At 58.4% G+C, this 15206-nt stretch carries 18 protein-coding genes and 1 pseudogene; 18 read left to right on the forward strand and 1 reads right to left on the reverse strand.

Annotation, left to right across the window (positions count from 1 at the left end; all coding sequences use genetic code 11):
* The first annotated feature begins 73 nt into the window (after positions 1–73).
* From CAP31_RS03110 to CAP31_RS03195, 18 genes and pseudogenes are all read left to right on the forward strand, one after another.
* Positions 74–2419 carry a CsoS2 family carboxysome shell protein gene (locus tag CAP31_RS03110; RefSeq protein ID WP_087446199.1) on the forward strand — a complete coding sequence of 782 codons (2346 nt, stop codon included), beginning with the start codon at positions 74–76 and terminating at the stop codon, positions 2417–2419.
* Positions 2420–2464: 45 nt separating this feature from the next.
* On the forward strand, positions 2465–4036 hold the full coding sequence (locus tag CAP31_RS03115; protein WP_087446200.1) for a carboxysome shell carbonic anhydrase: 1572 nt from the start codon (positions 2465–2467) through the stop codon (positions 4034–4036).
* A 19-nt stretch (positions 4037–4055) separates the two neighbouring features.
* Positions 4056–4307 (forward strand): carboxysome peptide A, encoded by a 252-nt coding sequence (locus CAP31_RS03120; protein WP_087446201.1) that lies wholly within the window; start codon positions 4056–4058, stop codon positions 4305–4307.
* A 1-nt stretch (position 4308) separates the two neighbouring features.
* Complete coding sequence (locus CAP31_RS03125) at positions 4309–4566, forward strand: carboxysome peptide B (RefSeq protein ID WP_087446202.1); 258 nt, start codon at positions 4309–4311, stop codon at positions 4564–4566.
* Between the two features lie 34 nt (positions 4567–4600).
* Positions 4601–4894 carry a BMC domain-containing protein gene (locus CAP31_RS03130; RefSeq protein WP_087446203.1) on the forward strand — a complete coding sequence of 98 codons (294 nt, stop codon included), beginning with the start codon at positions 4601–4603 and terminating at the stop codon, positions 4892–4894.
* Positions 4895–4946: 52 nt separating this feature from the next.
* Positions 4947–5240, forward strand: a complete 294-nt coding sequence (locus tag CAP31_RS03135; protein WP_087446204.1) for a BMC domain-containing protein — start codon at positions 4947–4949, stop codon at positions 5238–5240.
* 53 nt (positions 5241–5293) lie between these two features.
* The gene (locus CAP31_RS03140; protein WP_087446205.1) at positions 5294–5620 is read left to right on the forward strand and encodes a BMC domain-containing protein; all 327 of its coding nucleotides are present in this window, start codon (positions 5294–5296) and stop codon (positions 5618–5620) included.
* A 31-nt stretch (positions 5621–5651) separates the two neighbouring features.
* Complete coding sequence (locus tag CAP31_RS03145) at positions 5652–6095, forward strand: bacterioferritin (RefSeq protein ID WP_087446206.1); 444 nt, start codon at positions 5652–5654, stop codon at positions 6093–6095.
* On the forward strand, positions 6092–6373 hold the full coding sequence (locus tag CAP31_RS03150; RefSeq protein ID WP_087446207.1) for a hypothetical protein: 282 nt from the start codon (positions 6092–6094) through the stop codon (positions 6371–6373). The genes CAP31_RS03145 and CAP31_RS03150 overlap by 4 nt, the downstream gene beginning before the upstream one ends.
* 63 nt (positions 6374–6436) lie before the next feature.
* Entirely contained in the window at positions 6437–7072 is a 636-nt protein-coding gene (gene parA, locus CAP31_RS03155; protein WP_087448234.1) for a ParA family partition ATPase, read from the forward strand.
* Entirely contained in the window at positions 7063–7287 is a 225-nt protein-coding gene (locus CAP31_RS03160) for a hypothetical protein (RefSeq protein ID WP_087446208.1), read from the forward strand. The genes parA and CAP31_RS03160 overlap by 10 nt, the downstream gene beginning before the upstream one ends.
* Before the next feature lie 139 nt (positions 7288–7426).
* On the forward strand, positions 7427–8230 hold the full coding sequence (locus tag CAP31_RS03165; protein ID WP_087446209.1) for a CbbQ/NirQ/NorQ/GpvN family protein: 804 nt from the start codon (positions 7427–7429) through the stop codon (positions 8228–8230).
* 135 nt (positions 8231–8365) lie between these two features.
* Positions 8366–10717, forward strand: a complete 2352-nt coding sequence (locus CAP31_RS03170) for a nitric oxide reductase activation protein NorD (protein WP_087446210.1) — start codon at positions 8366–8368, stop codon at positions 10715–10717.
* Positions 10714–11925: a class II fructose-bisphosphate aldolase gene (locus tag CAP31_RS03175; RefSeq protein WP_087446211.1), complete on the forward strand. Its 1212-nt coding sequence runs from the start codon at positions 10714–10716 to the stop codon at positions 11923–11925. The genes CAP31_RS03170 and CAP31_RS03175 overlap by 4 nt, the downstream gene beginning before the upstream one ends.
* Positions 11922–12911, forward strand: a complete 990-nt coding sequence (locus CAP31_RS03180) for an L-threonylcarbamoyladenylate synthase (protein ID WP_223247345.1) — start codon at positions 11922–11924, stop codon at positions 12909–12911. Before CAP31_RS03175 ends, CAP31_RS03180 begins: the two co-directional genes overlap by 4 nt.
* 93 nt (positions 12912–13004) lie before the next feature.
* Positions 13005–13382 (forward strand): annotated as a pseudogene (locus tag CAP31_RS03185) (HAD-IA family hydrolase); the annotation flags it as partial.
* A gap of 93 nt (positions 13383–13475) precedes the next feature.
* A complete protein-coding gene (locus CAP31_RS03190) occupies positions 13476–13874 on the forward strand; it encodes a GFA family protein (protein ID WP_087446213.1) in 399 nt (132 codons plus the stop codon).
* Positions 13875–13925: 51 nt separating this feature from the next.
* A complete protein-coding gene (locus CAP31_RS03195) occupies positions 13926–14339 on the forward strand; it encodes a GNAT family N-acetyltransferase (RefSeq protein WP_087446214.1) in 414 nt (137 codons plus the stop codon).
* Between the two features lie 35 nt (positions 14340–14374).
* Here the strand turns inward: CAP31_RS03195 and CAP31_RS03200 are convergent, their stop codons facing one another.
* Positions 14375–15184 (reverse strand): potassium channel family protein, encoded by an 810-nt coding sequence (locus CAP31_RS03200; RefSeq protein WP_087446215.1) that lies wholly within the window; start codon positions 15182–15184, stop codon positions 14375–14377.
* Positions 15185–15206 lie beyond the last annotated feature (22 nt).

Genomic DNA, 15206 nt, shown 5'->3' on the forward strand with positions numbered 1-15206 from the left:
CAGACTATCCAGCAGATGACCCTTGCAGCAAGTGACCCGTGCGAGGGTCCGTTGAATATGGAAGGATAAAAACATGAGCGACGCTATGGCAAACAATACGGCAACTCCGCGCTCGGCACGTGCCGCAGCGCTGGAGAGACGTCGTGCGCTGTCCCAGAACGGCCGCGCTGCACTGGGGACGAAAGCATCCCAGCCAGCACGTCCGGCGGCTAGGCCCGCAGTGGCGACAACGGCGGCAACAGCCCCGGAACGGGCAAGTTCGGTGCAGATTGCATCAGCAGCGCCGGCACCAGCGGCTCCGGTAGCAGCAACAGGTTCTGTACCCGCGAGCGCCTCGGGAAAATCGCTCTCAAGAGCGCGGCGCGAGGCGTTATCGCAAGGCGGAAAAACAGCATTAGGGCAAACCAGGACGGCCGCGTCGCGGGCAGCCAGCCCGGCTCCGGCGGCAGTCACGCCTGCGCCAACACAGACGGTTGAATCGTCTGCGGATTGCGGTTGTGGTTGCAAAGGCGGCAAAGATAAGACAGAAGCAGCTGAATACGATCAGGCAATTGAAGCCGTATGTGCGATTGTGGACGACGAGCCGATGGCTGTGTCCGGTCCGATCGCCTCGGCAGTGCGTCAATTGTGCCAGGAGCGCCGGCGTGCGCTCTCCAGTCAAGGCAAGATGGCTGCGAAATTTTCGAAAATGAAGATTGCTGCAACATCCGGTCTGACCGGTCGTGCGGCTGCACAAGCGCGCCGGGCGGAATTGTGCGAGAACGGTCGCGGCAATGATCCGGCATGCCGTCCTACAGGGCGCGTGCGCTCACGGCTGGCTCCGGTCAAAGTCGAGATCGGCACCACATTGAGCGGCACGCCGGTGAGCGGTACCCAGGTCGAGCGCAGCAGCAAGGTTACCGGGGTTGAAACAGGCAGTTGCCGCGCGATTACCGGCACTGAATATATCGGTGCCGAACAGTACAAAACACTGTGCACGTCCACACCGCCAGCCGCGCCTGCCAAGGTAAGTGTCAGCAATACCAGCCGGGGCCAGCGTGTAAGCGGCGTCGATGTTGACCTGAGCGTGAAAATGACAGGCGGTGAATCAGGTGCATGCAAGGTGGTGACAGGTACCGAATATTTGAGCGCAGACAAGTTTGAGTCGTTCTGTGCCGCCAAGCCGGCGCTTGCGCCCGCCAAGGTAGGGCTGGCCGTTACTCGGGCAGGTTTGACTGTGAGCGGTACTGAAGAGACGCGCAGCGTGAAAGTGACGGGCGATGAATCCGGCGCTTGCAACAGCAAGCTCACCGGCAGCCAGTATGCTCAGGATCAGTCTGCAAGCGTGTGTCGTAATGGCAGCGGTGCGCCGCATAAGGTGAGCCTGATGAGCACGGTGATGAACCGCAACGTGACCGGTACCGATGTTGCACCCGGCAGCCAGGTGACTGGCGGTGAGCGTGGTGCTTGTGCAGGCGTGACCGGCACCGAATCCAGTGGCCTTGCCCAGTATCAGGCATGCAACCGTGAGCCAATGCTTGCGCCGGAAAAAGTCGGTGTGATGCGTACCTGGCGCGGACAACAGGTATCCGGTACCGCAGTGGAACACAGCCCTAAAGTGACTGGCGATGAATACGGCAGCTGCCAGCAGATTTCCGGCACCGAATACATAGGCCAGGACCAGTACGTGGCATTTTGTGATGCCGAGCGTCAGGCTGCTTCGCGTGCATTGATAAGCAGTCGTGGCGCACGGGCGGGTCTTGCATTGCGCGGCGATTACGCCGGATCGGGTGGCAAGGTGACCGGTGCGGCACGCGGTGAAAATCAGATGCTGAGCGGTACGCCTTATTCCGGGATGCATCAGCGTGTTTCGCAGCGCGGCGTCAATAACAACCCGCATCCGCTCAGCCGCAGCCCGCTTGATGCACCGCGGGAGGTAGAAATTGCTCCGCAGATGCAAAGGGTACAAGGGGATTTTAGCGTTGCTACTCCGGCTCGCAGTGCGCAGGGCAGTAGCTTGAATCGTATCACTGGCACTGCTTACGGCGCAGTCGGGCGTATCACCGGGCCGATTAATATGGCCGCGGGCCTGGTATCCGGTACACCGGAATTCCGTTATCAGGAAGGTGCGTCACAGGTAGCGATGGAGCCGGTTCCCGCGGTCGATGAGATGCGGAGCCGCTTGACTGGCGACGGTCGCGAAGGCGGTTTTGCAATTACCGGCGCTGCGTGGCGGCGTAATGAAAGTGTGACAGGAACCGAAGGCAGCTCGACGCGCCGCAATCCCACTATCCGTGGTGACCAGCGCAGCGTGATGGTAGGCGCTTCACAGTTGAAAGACCGTGAGCGGCCGGAATTGCCGCTGAGCCGGATCACTGGCAGCAGCGGTAACGATAGCAAAGGTTCTGCCATAACCTACTCTGGCGGCGCACGCGGTTAATGTGAACGCAGTATTTGAGTAAACAGTAACTAATCGGAGAGTGTAATGAATACGAGAAACCGTCCGGGACGCAACATCAGCCCGCAACCGCCAGTAAGTCGTCCGCCCTATGGGCTGGGCACGCCTGCTGGTGCGCTGCAGGTGCGCCCCCGGCCGGCGGTATTCGCGCTCGATGCCGAGGTGATGCCTAACCCGGCTTGCGCTACAGATACTGGACGGCCATGCCGTCACCCGCTGACTAACGAAGCGGAGAATCAGCGTCTGCTAGCACATGAGCTGGCTGTAAAAGGTGCTTTTGATGCCATCGTGCCCGTACTGAAACGCATCGCAGGCCTGCAGCACGAAACTGATTTTTCCGAGCGCGCGCAGACCATTGCGCGTGAACAGCTCGGTTTCGAGTTGCCCGAGCGGATTCTGGCGGATGCCTGGATTGCTGATCTGGATATGCGTGCGTTGTATGGTGCGTGTGTCATGCGCACGTTACGCCTTATGGCAGAGCGGGCGAAAATGAACAACCCGCATCAGGCTACGGACGAAGCCGTCGCGTTCTTTCTCGATAGCGGCTACCACGCGGTGGATATTTCACCCTGTTCGGATGGCCGTCTGAAGGGCCTGGTGCGCTATATCCTGCGTTTGCCGGATGGTGCGGTTCGCAGTCGCAAGGCCTACGCTGGCGCGATGTTCGATGTGGATGCCAACGTAAAACGCTGGATCGAAACCGAGCTGATGCGCTTCCGCGAAGGCCGTCCGGTGACTGCGGATGCGGGTACGCGCTACCTGAAAGTGGCGGTATATCACTGGAGCAGCTCGGACCCGACTCACGAAGGTTGCGCCGCACATTGCAGCAACGTGACGGCGGCTGCGGAGGCCGGACTGAAACGCCTGAGCGAGTTCCGTCAGGCGATAGAAAATAGCTTTTGCTGTGGCGCATCGGTGGATACCTTGTTGATAGGTGTGGATACCGACACCGACGCGATCAAGGTGCACGTCCCCGACGCCGCCGGAGAAATGAGTCTGCACCGGCATGTGGACAACATCGAACTCTACCGCGCCAGCGTGAATGCTGATGCCAGTACCGCACGGCTCAAGGTATACCAGGCGATACAGGCAGCCAGCAGCAGCACTGGCTGGGGTGGGGGACATGGCGAGCCGCATGAAGGCATGCGCCGGCTTATTGCCACGTTACTGATTAACAATCTGTCCCAGATTGAATACGTATGCAGCAACTGGGGCGGGCGTTATGCCGACATTGGCCATGCCGAGCGTTTTATCAGTGTCGGCGAGGGTTTTGAAGAATTTCAGTTGCGCAATCTGGCCTACTTTGCCCACCTGCATACAGTGGAAGAAGGTGCGCCGGATATGGATGTGGGTATTAAAATTTTCAGGAAGCTCAACGCCAGTCATGGCTTGCCGGTGCCGGTGGCGATTCACTTCCGTTATGACAGCCGCGTGCCGGGTTGCCGTGAGCGCACGGTAGAACGTTGTCAGCGCGTCAAGGGCGCAATCGAGGCACGTTACACCGAGCTGGTGCAAAAGGGCCTGCTGGTGTGTGGCATGACGGTACAGGATAAACGTCCGGGTAGCCCGGTTGAGCTGGTTGAAGCGGATGCGACATAAATCGGTTTAGGAGCGGGCGATGAAGATTTGTCAGGTGGAAAAAACGCTGGTTTCGACCAACCGAATTAAGGATCTGGGGCACCGTCCATTGCTGGTGGTGCGGGAAAAGGTAGGCGGTCCGCGTCAGGTTGCAGTGGATGCGGTGGGCTGCATACCCGGTGACTGGGTGATATGCGTGGGTTCCTCTGCTGCGCGCGAAGCTGCGGGCAGCAAAGAGTTTCCCAGTGATTTGACCATCATCGGCATCATTGATCACTGGTCGGAAGGCTGATATGGAAATCATGCGCGTGGTATCAGACCTGGTGGCAACACGGCGTGTACCTGGGCTGCAGAACGCATCGCTGAGGGTGCTGGAAGACACACAGGGCAAGATCAGCGTGGCGTGTGATCCGGTGGGAGTGCCGCCAGGGAAATGGGTAATTACAGTAGGTGGTTCGGCAGCACGCATTGCAACAGGTAACAAGGCGACATTGGTTGATTTGACCATCTGCGGAATTATTGATGCATGGGATACCGGCGACGGCAAATGAGCAAGTTTTTTTAATTTAAAAGGAGTACTTAAAAATGGCAAGCGTAACTGGAATAGCATTAGGGATGATAGAGACACGCGGTCTGGTACCCGCGATTGAAGCGGCAGATGCGATGACCAAGGCGGCGGAAGTGCGTCTGGTAGGTCGTCAGTTTGTCGGCGGCGGCTACGTGACCGTACTGGTTCGCGGCGAAACAGGCGCGGTAAACGCAGCGGTGCGTGCGGGTGCGGATGCGTGCGAGCGTGTGGGTGACGGCCTGGTGGCTGCGCACATCATCGCCCGCGTGCATTCCGAAGTGGAAAACATCCTGCCTCACGTCTCCGAGTAATCGGGCAATAAGCAGGTCTGAAATCAACTGAATCTGAGGAGGGGTATTTAAAATGGCAAACGTAAGCGGAATAGCATTAGGCATGATCGAGACGCGCGGTCTGGTACCCGCGATTGAAGCGGCAGATGCGATGACCAAGGCGGCGGAAGTGCGTCTGGTAGGTCGTCAGTTTGTCGGCGGCGGCTACGTGACCGTACTGGTTCGCGGCGAAACAGGCGCGGTAAACGCAGCGGTGCGTGCGGGTGCGGATGCGTGCGAGCGTGTGGGTGACGGCCTGGTGGCTGCGCACATCATCGCCCGCGTGCATTCCGAAGTGGAAAACATCCTGCCTCACGTCTCCGAATAATCGGGCAATAAGCAGGTCTGAAATCAATTGAATCTGATAAGGAGTATTTAAAAATGGCAAACGTAAGCGGAATAGCATTAGGCATGATCGAGACGCGCGGTCTGGTACCCGCGATTGAAGCAGCAGACGCGATGACCAAGGCGGCGGAAGTGCGTCTGGTAGGTCGTCAGTTTGTCGGCGGCGGCTATGTGACCGTACTGGTTCGCGGCGAAACAGGCGCGGTAAACGCAGCGGTGCGTGCGGGTGCGGATGCGTGTGAGCGTGTGGGTGACGGCCTGGTGGCTGCGCACATCATCGCCCGCGTGCATTCCGAAGTGGAAAACATCCTGCCGAGCACCCCCGATGCCAGTATCACCGGCAATGACGGCAACATCAGCTGAAACTGGCGATTAAGTTGAGTGGAGGTTGTCCATGCAGTCCGACCCACGTTTAAGCGGATATCTGTCACGCGCCCTCAGTCACGAGCTGGGGGCAGTGCAACAGTATTTGATGCAGGCCAAACTTGCCGGCTTGTGGGGAATGACTGACTTGAGCGCGCGTCTGCGTACGGATGTGAACGAAGAGCTGGTGCATGCCGAACGTTTGATGGCCAGGATGCTGGTGCTGGGCATCCCTTCCAATGCCACGCAGCTGCCGCCGGCGCGGACCGGCCGTAGCGTGGAAGAGATGTTGCAGATTGACCGCATGCTGGAAATCGAGGCGATTCGTTTATACGAAGAAGCGGCACATTATTGTGCGCGGATACGTGATAGCGAGACACAGGCGCTGCTCGCGGATATTTTGCAAGACGAGCTGGGCCACCTGGGTGAGCTGGATCGTATGCTGACGGAAATTCATACAGGAGTGATGCGATGAGTGATGCAAAGATTATCAATGCTGACGCTGCGGCGGGTCAGAAGCCGGTTGCGGCCTTGAATCAGCGTTTTGATTTTGCCAGCTATGCTGAGACTCGACGGTTTCTGGATCAGCTAGCGGATTTGTCCAAACGCGAGGATTACTACCCCAATATAAATTTTGGCAAAACCTACGCCAACGTGAGTATTGATGGCGAGGGGCAGGCCGTGTTGCGCGAACGTAACTCCAGTTTTATCAGCGACATGCACGCGCTGGCGTCAGCACTAGCGGACGTTTGATCGCGTCGGCTCAAACAAGCGCTACGCGTCATTACTGGCAGAAAATCAATGGATGGGATGACCATGACCAACCGTATCATTGCAGTGATCAACCAGAAGGGCGGGACCGGTAAAACCACACTGGCACTGAACCTGTCGGCGGGCCTGGCATTGCGCGGTTCTACCCATCTGGTCGATGCCGATCCGCAACGTTCGATCACTCAATGGGTGGCCATGGACGGCGGTAACTCCGGTTTGCCGGAGGTCACCCGGTTGGGCGGCAACCCGACTGCCGTGCTTGCCGATCTGGCACGCAGTCATCGCTATGTGGTGGTGGATTGCCCGCCTACAGTACAGGGTGAAACGGTAGCCGCCATCATGCGCGCGGCGCACCTGGTGTTGATCCCTGTGCTGCCATCGCCGATAGACTTGTGGGCCAGCGTGGATATGGCTGTTGCGGTCAAGGAAGCGCAACGAAACAATTCAAATTTGCGCGCCTGTCTGGTGCTCAATCAGCTCGAATCGCGCAACGCCTTGTCGCGTGACATGCGCGAAGCGGTCGCTGAGTTTGATGTGCCCGTGCTGATTTCCGGCATGCAGCGGCGCGCGGCATATCGTACTGCCGCCGTAGAAGGCATGAGCGTGTACGGTGTGGGTAAACGCGGCCAGCAGGCCGTGGCAGATATTGAAGCAATTATCGAGGAGGTCTTATGTCTGTGAAAAATGTTGGATCAAAACTTGCTCGAGGCGTGCGCCAAGTCAAAGCCCAGCAGAATGGCACGTCGTCCATTGCAGCGGCGGACAATGCCCCGGTTGCAGCGGCCGTCAAGGCGGCGCTGCCCCCTGCCACAGTCAAGCCTGTAGCGGCCAAGCTCGCACCTGCCAAGGCTGGCGAATCGGGCATGCAGCATCCGGATCGCGTCTGGCCGGACTAAGCGCTGGCTCGGCGTAAAACGCCGCCGGTAACGCCGGACAGGTTTGTAGCGTATTTTATTTTGCCGCCGTGATGTGCGGCAGTAGTAGCGTGGCGTCCGGCGTGATGCCTGTCCTGTGCTACCCGTTAAAGGAATAGTCATGAATGACGTGATTAATCAATATCGTATCGAGAAAGAACCTTACTACCGCAATGTGGCCGACGAAGTCGAGCTGTACGAAGCCGCTTACTCAGTGCGTATGCCGATGATGCTGAAAGGCCCCACCGGTTGCGGTAAATCCCGTTTTGTTGAATACATGGCGTGGAAACTCAACAGGCCGTTGATTACCGTGGCGTGTAACGAAGATATGACGGCATCGGATCTGGTTGGCCGCTTTTTGCTGGATGCCAGCGGCACCCGCTGGCAGGATGGCCCTCTGGCCATCGCCGCGCGTCATGGCGCGATTTGCTACCTGGACGAAGTGGTCGAAGCGCGTCAGGACACCACCGTGGTGATCCACCCGCTGACCGATAACCGCCGCGTGCTGCCGCTGGAGAAAAAAGGCGAACTGATCCAGGCGCATCCTGATTTTCAATTGGTGATTTCCTATAATCCTGGCTACCAGTCGTTGATGAAGGACCTGAAACAGTCCACCAAGCAGCGCTTTGGCGCACTGGACTTCAATTACCCGGCGCATGAAATCGAGACCGAGATCGTCGCCCATGAAACCGGTGTGACGGCGGAAGTGGCCGGTAAACTGGTATCCATCGCCGAGCGGGCCCGCAATCTTAAAGGGCACGGCCTTGACGAAGGTATCTCCACCCGCATGCTGATCTACGCAGGCAGCCTCATCGCCAAGAACGTCGATTCCATGGCGGCCTGCCGCATGGCGTTGGTGCGTCCGATCACTGACGACCCCGACATGCGCGATGCGCTTGATGCGGCGGTGAGCACGTTCTTTTAACAGTCGTATCGCGCAGGGTGGATTTAGCCGCAGGCGTCATCCACCGGGTCTGGGCAATAAGTCAGCTGGCGTGCTGCGTCTGGCTCATTACGCCCGGAAGATACCAAGCCACAACCTACCCTCCGGAGCAAGAACATGGCGGTTGAACTCGAAAAGTATCAAGACATATTGGACGAGCTCGGGGAGCACGCGGGCGAAGTGCTGCGCGCTTCCTGGGGCGAAGCTGCGCGGGTGTTCAGTCCGCGTGGGCTTGAGAGCTATTACCTGCAAGGTGCGACCGGGCTGAAATCGCTGGGGCGTGGCACCGATCTTGTGGTGTCGTTTATCCAGAACGCACCTGCCGTCGCGCGCGAACTGGGTGAGGATGCGGTGAGCGACCTGCTCGCCGCGGCAATCAAGATGTATTCCAAGACCAGCGCCACGGTTATCGCTTCGATATTTTCCACCAGCCCGGTAGCGGCTTCGCGTCTGGGCGACGCAGATCTATTCCGGGGCTACCTGCATTTGCTCGATACCCTGCTGGCACAAGCGCCGCGCGGGGTGCGTCCGATGCTGGATCATCTGAGCACGCTGCTGGGCCAGTTGACATTGGGCGGATTGCGGCGCTGGGCGCTGTGGGGCGCGCAGGCGCACAAGACCAATTTCGACGGGCAGCTCAAGTATTTCAGTCTGGAAAGCCCTGAATCCATCGGTGTGCTGCAAAAGGAACGCAAGGGCACCCTGTTCATTGACGTGCAGCGTCGCATCGGCATGTACTTGCGCGCCTTGTGGGGACGCGACTTCTTTATGCGCCCAACCAGCGGCGACTTCGAACAGCGCGAAGGCTACCGCCCCTCGATCGAGGGTTACATCATCCATTTGCCCGATGCTTACGATGATTTTGTGTTTAATTCGCCCTCGGGCGAGGGAATGCGCATCCCCGGCATCGAGCTGTACCGCGCCAGCGCCGCCCACGCGGCTTGCCATCAGGTTTATACCGTTAACCAGTTTGACAGCGCCGGGTTGAACCTGCTGCAGATGGAGCTGATAGGGCTGATCGAGGATGCGCGCGTGGAAGGGCTGGCGCTGGCGCAGTTTCCGGGTCTTCAACAGATATGGATCCCTTTGCATACAGCCACGCCGCAATCCGGCGACACCGCCGCAGCGTTGATGGCGCGGCTGGCGCGTGTACTGTTGGATAAGGATTACCGCGACGATCATCCCTGGGTGACGCTGGGCCGCCGTCTGTTTGACGAGCAGCAGGGTCAGCCTGAACCCACCGTATGGGTGCGTGATATCGGCCTGCGCCTGGCGGATGAAATGCAGGCGCTAGGAGTCAGCTACAGTAAATCGAACGATGTGGTCGATATTCCGTACCGGGATGACAACCGTTACATGTGGGAATTCGAGGATGTCCGCGAAACCGTAGAGGTGATTGCCGGCAGCAATCCCAAGCAAATCCGCAAATACGTCAGCGTGATGGAAATGATCAACGCCATCGATGTACCTGGTGCGGGCGACGACGCCAATGAAATCTGGGTGCTGGCCACCGAGTTTTTTCGTGATGAGGAAACCACCAGCCTGAACGAGCAGGAAGGCCGTGAGCCGCCGCCGGATCCCTACCATTACCCGGAGTGGGATTACCAGATGCAGCTGGACCGCCCGGACTGGTGCACGGTGCTGGAAAAGCGCCCCAAGTCCGGCGACGTGGAAGTCATTGATGACATTGTGGTCAAGCACAAGCCGATCGTGGGCCGGCTCAAGTACCTGATCGAAGCCATGCAGCCGCAGGGCGTGCAGCGCCTGCGCAAGCAGGAGGACGGCGACGAGATCGACCTCAACGCCGCGGTGCGCGCCATGATCGAGATGCGCATGGGCGAGCAGCCCGACCCGCGCATCATGATGCGCAATGTGCGCAAGGTGCGCGATCTGTCGGTGCTACTGCTGATCGACCTGTCTGAATCCACCAATGACACGGTGCTGGGTTCGGATAGCACAGTGCTGCAACTGGCGCGCGAAGCCACGGTGCTGCTGGCCGATGCCCTCAACAAGATCGGCGATCCCTTTGCGATCCACGGTTTCGATTCCAACGGCCGTCACGATGTGGAGTATTTCCGCTACAAGGATTTCGGCATGCCCTACAACGATCAGGCCAAATCCCGCCTGGCAGGCATGAGCGGGCAGCTTTCTACCCGTATGGGTGCTGCGATGCGCCATGCCGGTTCGATCCTGAAGCGCCAGCCCAGCAATAAAAAGTTGCTGCTGGTGATTACCGACGGTGAACCCGCTGACAATGATGTGCGCGATCCTCAATACCTGCGTTTTGACGCCAAAAAAGCGGTGGAAGAATTGACGCGCAATGGCATCGCCACTTATTGCCTGAGTCTTGACCCGCGAGCCGACCAGTACGTGTCGCGTATCTTTGGCGCCAAGAACTACATGGTGGTGGACCACGTGCAAAAACTGCCCGAAAAGTTGCCGCTCCTGTACATGGGACTCACGCGATGAAACAGATGCCGCACAGTTCCGGCAACCGGGTGCGAGTGAAGGTGGCCGCGCGTCGCCCAGGCGTCCCCGCGGTTATTTATCCGGATCATGGCGCCCGCCTGGAATCGGCAGCGCGGGTGATCCGCTCGGATTGCAACGGCGTCACGGTGGACGTCTCTCATTTGCCGTTCGGAGGGAATCTCCATCCCCCGCGCTGTTGCAAGTCGGGCTGTCAGAACTTGGAAGGAGGTAACAGCATGCCCTTGGTGAATATGACAGATATGTTGCACCACGCCTATCATCACGGATACGCGGTGGGCGCGTTCGGCGTGGCTGGCTGGGATATTTTGGAAGGTGTGGTTGCGGCTGCCGAAGGTATGCGCGCTCCGATTATTCTGAGTGTCTCCAAATCTTATCCGGGAACTGACAGCATCGAATCCCTGGCGCGTGCGGTGGTCGAAATGGGGCAGCGCGCCTCGATTCCCGTGGCATTCCAGATCGAGGTGGAAGACAACCCGCAGGCAGCTGCTGCAGCGATCAGCATGGGTTGCGACGGAGTCGTGTTCAACGCTTCCTCACATTCGCTGCCCGATAATGTGAAGCTGACTCAAAAAGTCGTTGAGTTGGCGGCTACCCAGGGTGTTTTGGTGGTCGGGCAAGTGGGTCAGCTAGAGAGCGGGGAGGCCAATGATGCGGCAGAGTCTGTGGTCAACGGTTCGACGTCTCCGTCCGAAGCCAAATATTACGTTGAGCGTACCGGCGTGGGTTGTCTGGCAGTATCGGTCAACCGCATGAATAGCGGTGGTAACAAGTATGACTTTACCCGGCTTTCGAAAATAAATCAGGCCGTGGGTATTCCTCTCGGTATCCACGGCAGTGCGGGTTTCACCGACGACCAGTTGCGGCGCATGATCAGTTTCGGCGCGACTAAAATCAACTACAGCTCGGTGCTGTTCGATGTCGCCGCGCGACGTATCCGGGAGAATGCATTGGCTGGGGTCGAAGGTTATGCCGCTACCATGGAAGGAGTGCGCGCTGCGGTTCGTCTCGAAGTGGAACGCTGCATCAGGGTGTGGGGCGGTGGCGGCCGCGCGGCGGAAGTGCTGTTGCAGTGCCGGCTGCGGAAGCCCACCCCCACCCTCACAAATTTGGTAGGCGACATCGGAGAAGCGGTGACTGGCGGCGCGGCAGGAAGTGTGAAAGCTGTTTTCAGCAAGCCAATTCAATGATGGTTGATATGGTTGGGCAGGACGCTATTCATAGCGCCGCCGAACTGCTCCGCGCTGGCGGCACAGTGGCTTTCCCCACCGAGACGGTTTACGGGCTGGGAGCGGATGCCGCCAACCCGCTGGCGCTGCACCGGGTGTTCGAGGCCAAGGGGCGGCCAGCCGATCACCCGCTCATCGTTCACATTGCCGATGCTTCCAATCTGTCCGAATGGGCACAAGACATACCTGACGCGGCGTGGCGGCTGGCAGCAGCATTCTGGCCGGGGCCACTGACTCTGATCCTGCGCCGCCATGATCAGGTCCTAAACGAGGTCACCGGCGGCCAGGATACCGTGGGCCTGCGTGTGCCCGACCACCCGGTCGCAGCCGCTTTGCTGCATGCGTTTGGAGGCGGGGTTGCGGCCCCCTCGGCCAACCGTTTCGGGCGGGTGAGTCCAACCACGGCGCAACACGTGCGCGACGAGTTGGGTGCCCAGGTCGGCATTGTTCTGGATGGCGGAACATGCCGGGTCGGCGTGGAATCCACCATCGTCAGCCTGGCACACGGCAAGGCGGTGCTGTTACGGCCCGGCGGTCTTTCCGTTGCAGCCATTGAAGACGTGCTTCAGCAGAAAATAACGTCGACTCAGGCGACCGGGCGGGAAGTACGTGCCCCCGGTGCGCTGTCCGCGCACTATGCGCCAGCAACGCCGCTAGAACTGCATCCTGCCGATGCGTTATGGCAGAGGGTGCATCAGCTCTCCGCGCAAGGCCGTAAAGTGATTGTGCTGGGCCTGGGCGACGCGAGTGGGAGCGATATCAGCGGCGGCGGTTTTGCGTACTTTCCCATGCCTGGATTCGCTGACGAATATGCACGTGTGCTCTATGCGACGCTACATCGCTTTGACCGCGCAGGGTTCGACTACCTGCTCGCCGAAGCACCGCCTGATACGCAACCCTGGCTTGCGGTCAGGGATAGGTTGCAACGCGGCGCTCGGGGCGCTTGACGGGTGTTTACACGGATGGCATTGTGACATAAATCGTTATCGTGCTGCGCCGTAAACCAGACGTAACGTCTTGATTCCGGAAGTGTCACGGCGGCATTGCAGTTACTTAAGGATGCGGCTATCAGGCTGGCGTTTTTATCCGATGCAACGCCGAAGATACTTGATGCCGGCATCAAGAACTCCGGATTGGAAGGCGTCTTTGAACATGTGCTTAGCACTGATCAGATAAAAACGTATAAACCCGACCTGCGCGCTTACCGGATGGTGATCGATTCCTCTGGGTTAAAGCGTGAGGAGATTCTATTTGTGCCGTTTGCCGGGTGGGATGCTGCCGCCGGTGCAAAATCGTTCGGCTATACGATTTTCTGGGTCAATCGCCTGAATCTCTCCGCCAAAAAACTCGGCGTTGTCGCCGATGCGGCTGGGCAGAACTTGACCGATTTGGTAACCTTCATGAAAACGTTACGTTGAAATAGGTAACGTGACACTTGAATGTTGCTTGTGGTTTGAGCGGTTACGTCAGCGGTTGCGATAGCCTGCGAGACTTTTACATAAGGTACAGATATGAAAGGCAGTTGTTTGTGTGGCGCCATTGAGTATGAAGTCGATCGATTGGACATGCATATCAGTCATTGCCATTGCCGTACTTGCCGCAAAGCTCATGCAGCCGCGTTTGCGTCGACCGCCGGTGTCATGCGGGAACGTTTTCGCTGGGTCAAAGGCCAGGAAAAACTGGCGGCCTTTGAGTCGTCGCCGGGAAAATTCAGGCATTTCTGTTCCGTTTGCGGCACGCATCTTGTGGCCGAGCGTTCTGCACAGCCACACGTCATTGTGCGCGTGGCAACGCTCGATGAAGATCCGGGCGTCAAGCCTGTGGTGCACATCTGGTGCGCGCATGATGTTCCGTGGTTACAGGACGATAAAGCCATTCCGTACCATCAGGAATGGCAACCTGACCGGTAGTCACATCGCCCGGCCATCATTCCATCAGACCTTGGCTGCCGAAGAGAATCCATGAGCATCGAATACAAAATCAACGCGCCGGTATCGGCGGATCAGTTCATCGGGCTGCTGCGGGAATCGACGCTGGGCGAACGCAGGCCCATCGAAGACCGCGAGTGCATGGAAGGCATGGTTAAGAATAGCAACCTGATGGTGACCGCCTGGCATGGCGCAACCCTGATAGGTATTGCGCGTTCAATGACGGACTTTCATTACGCATGCTACCTTTCCGATCTGGCGGTGCACAGGGAATATCAAAGACGCGGTATCGGCAAAAAACTGCAAGTCATCACCCAAGAGAATCTGGGCCCGAAATGCAAACTGATTCTGGTTGCTGCGCCTGCCGCCAACTCATACTACGAGCATGTCGGGTATACGAATAATCCCCGGTGCTGGGTGCTGGATCGCGGGCAAAGCATCGGCTGATCCTGGTTATTGGCAAGTACAAATGTTGGGCTCAGTCATGATTTATCGAGTTTGCCGTTGTATTCGCGATGCGCCATCAATTCAGCGCGCAGTTTTTGCACTTCTTCGCGCAATTCACGAATGTCGTGATGGAGTTCGCCGCGCATTTTGCGCTCGTCTTCGCCGATAAAAAATGCGGCAATACTCGCGGTGACGACTGACAGCATGGCGAAGCCAAGTACTACCATCGCGGCGGCGAATAAACGTGAGGCATCGGTGGTAGGGACGATATCGCCATAGCCGACGGTGGCGCCGGTGGTGAATGCCAGCCACAAGCCCTGGGAATACGAGTGCACGGTGGGCTCCAGCCAGTAGAAGCCGCCGCCGGAGAGCAGCATGATCACCACCATCCAGCCCAGCAGATAAGGGGTGGCGCCCGGGGTGAACAGATTGCGTATCGAGCCGAGCAGGCGCGCGATCATCAGCGAGACATAGGCCAGCCGGAACAGCCGCGCCAGTGGTAGCCATTCGCCGTCCATGCCGGTCAGGCTGATGGCGGCGCCGAAGATTATCAGCAGGTTCAGCCAGTTATGCAGGATGTAGAGCGATTTCTGCTCGACCATGTGGAGCATCCAGACGAATTCGGCAATGAACGCAATCAGGATGATCAGATCCAGCAATTGCCCGAGGTGGCGGAAAAATCCGCTTTGCTCGCTGACTTCCAGATAAAAGGCTGGCAGCGTCAGCAAGGCGACAGCCACCATCAGCCAGTGCAGGCGCCGTTCCCACAGATAGGCGCTCGGCCGGTCGTGTTCAGGTACGCCGCCTATTCCCATAAAAATCCGAAAATTGCGTGGTGTCGTCATGATGTATCTAGTGCGGATTGAA

Origin of the sequence: Sulfuriferula sp. AH1, assembly GCF_002162035.1 — a bacterium.
Taxonomy (GTDB): domain Bacteria; phylum Pseudomonadota; class Gammaproteobacteria; order Burkholderiales; family Sulfuriferulaceae; genus Sulfuriferula.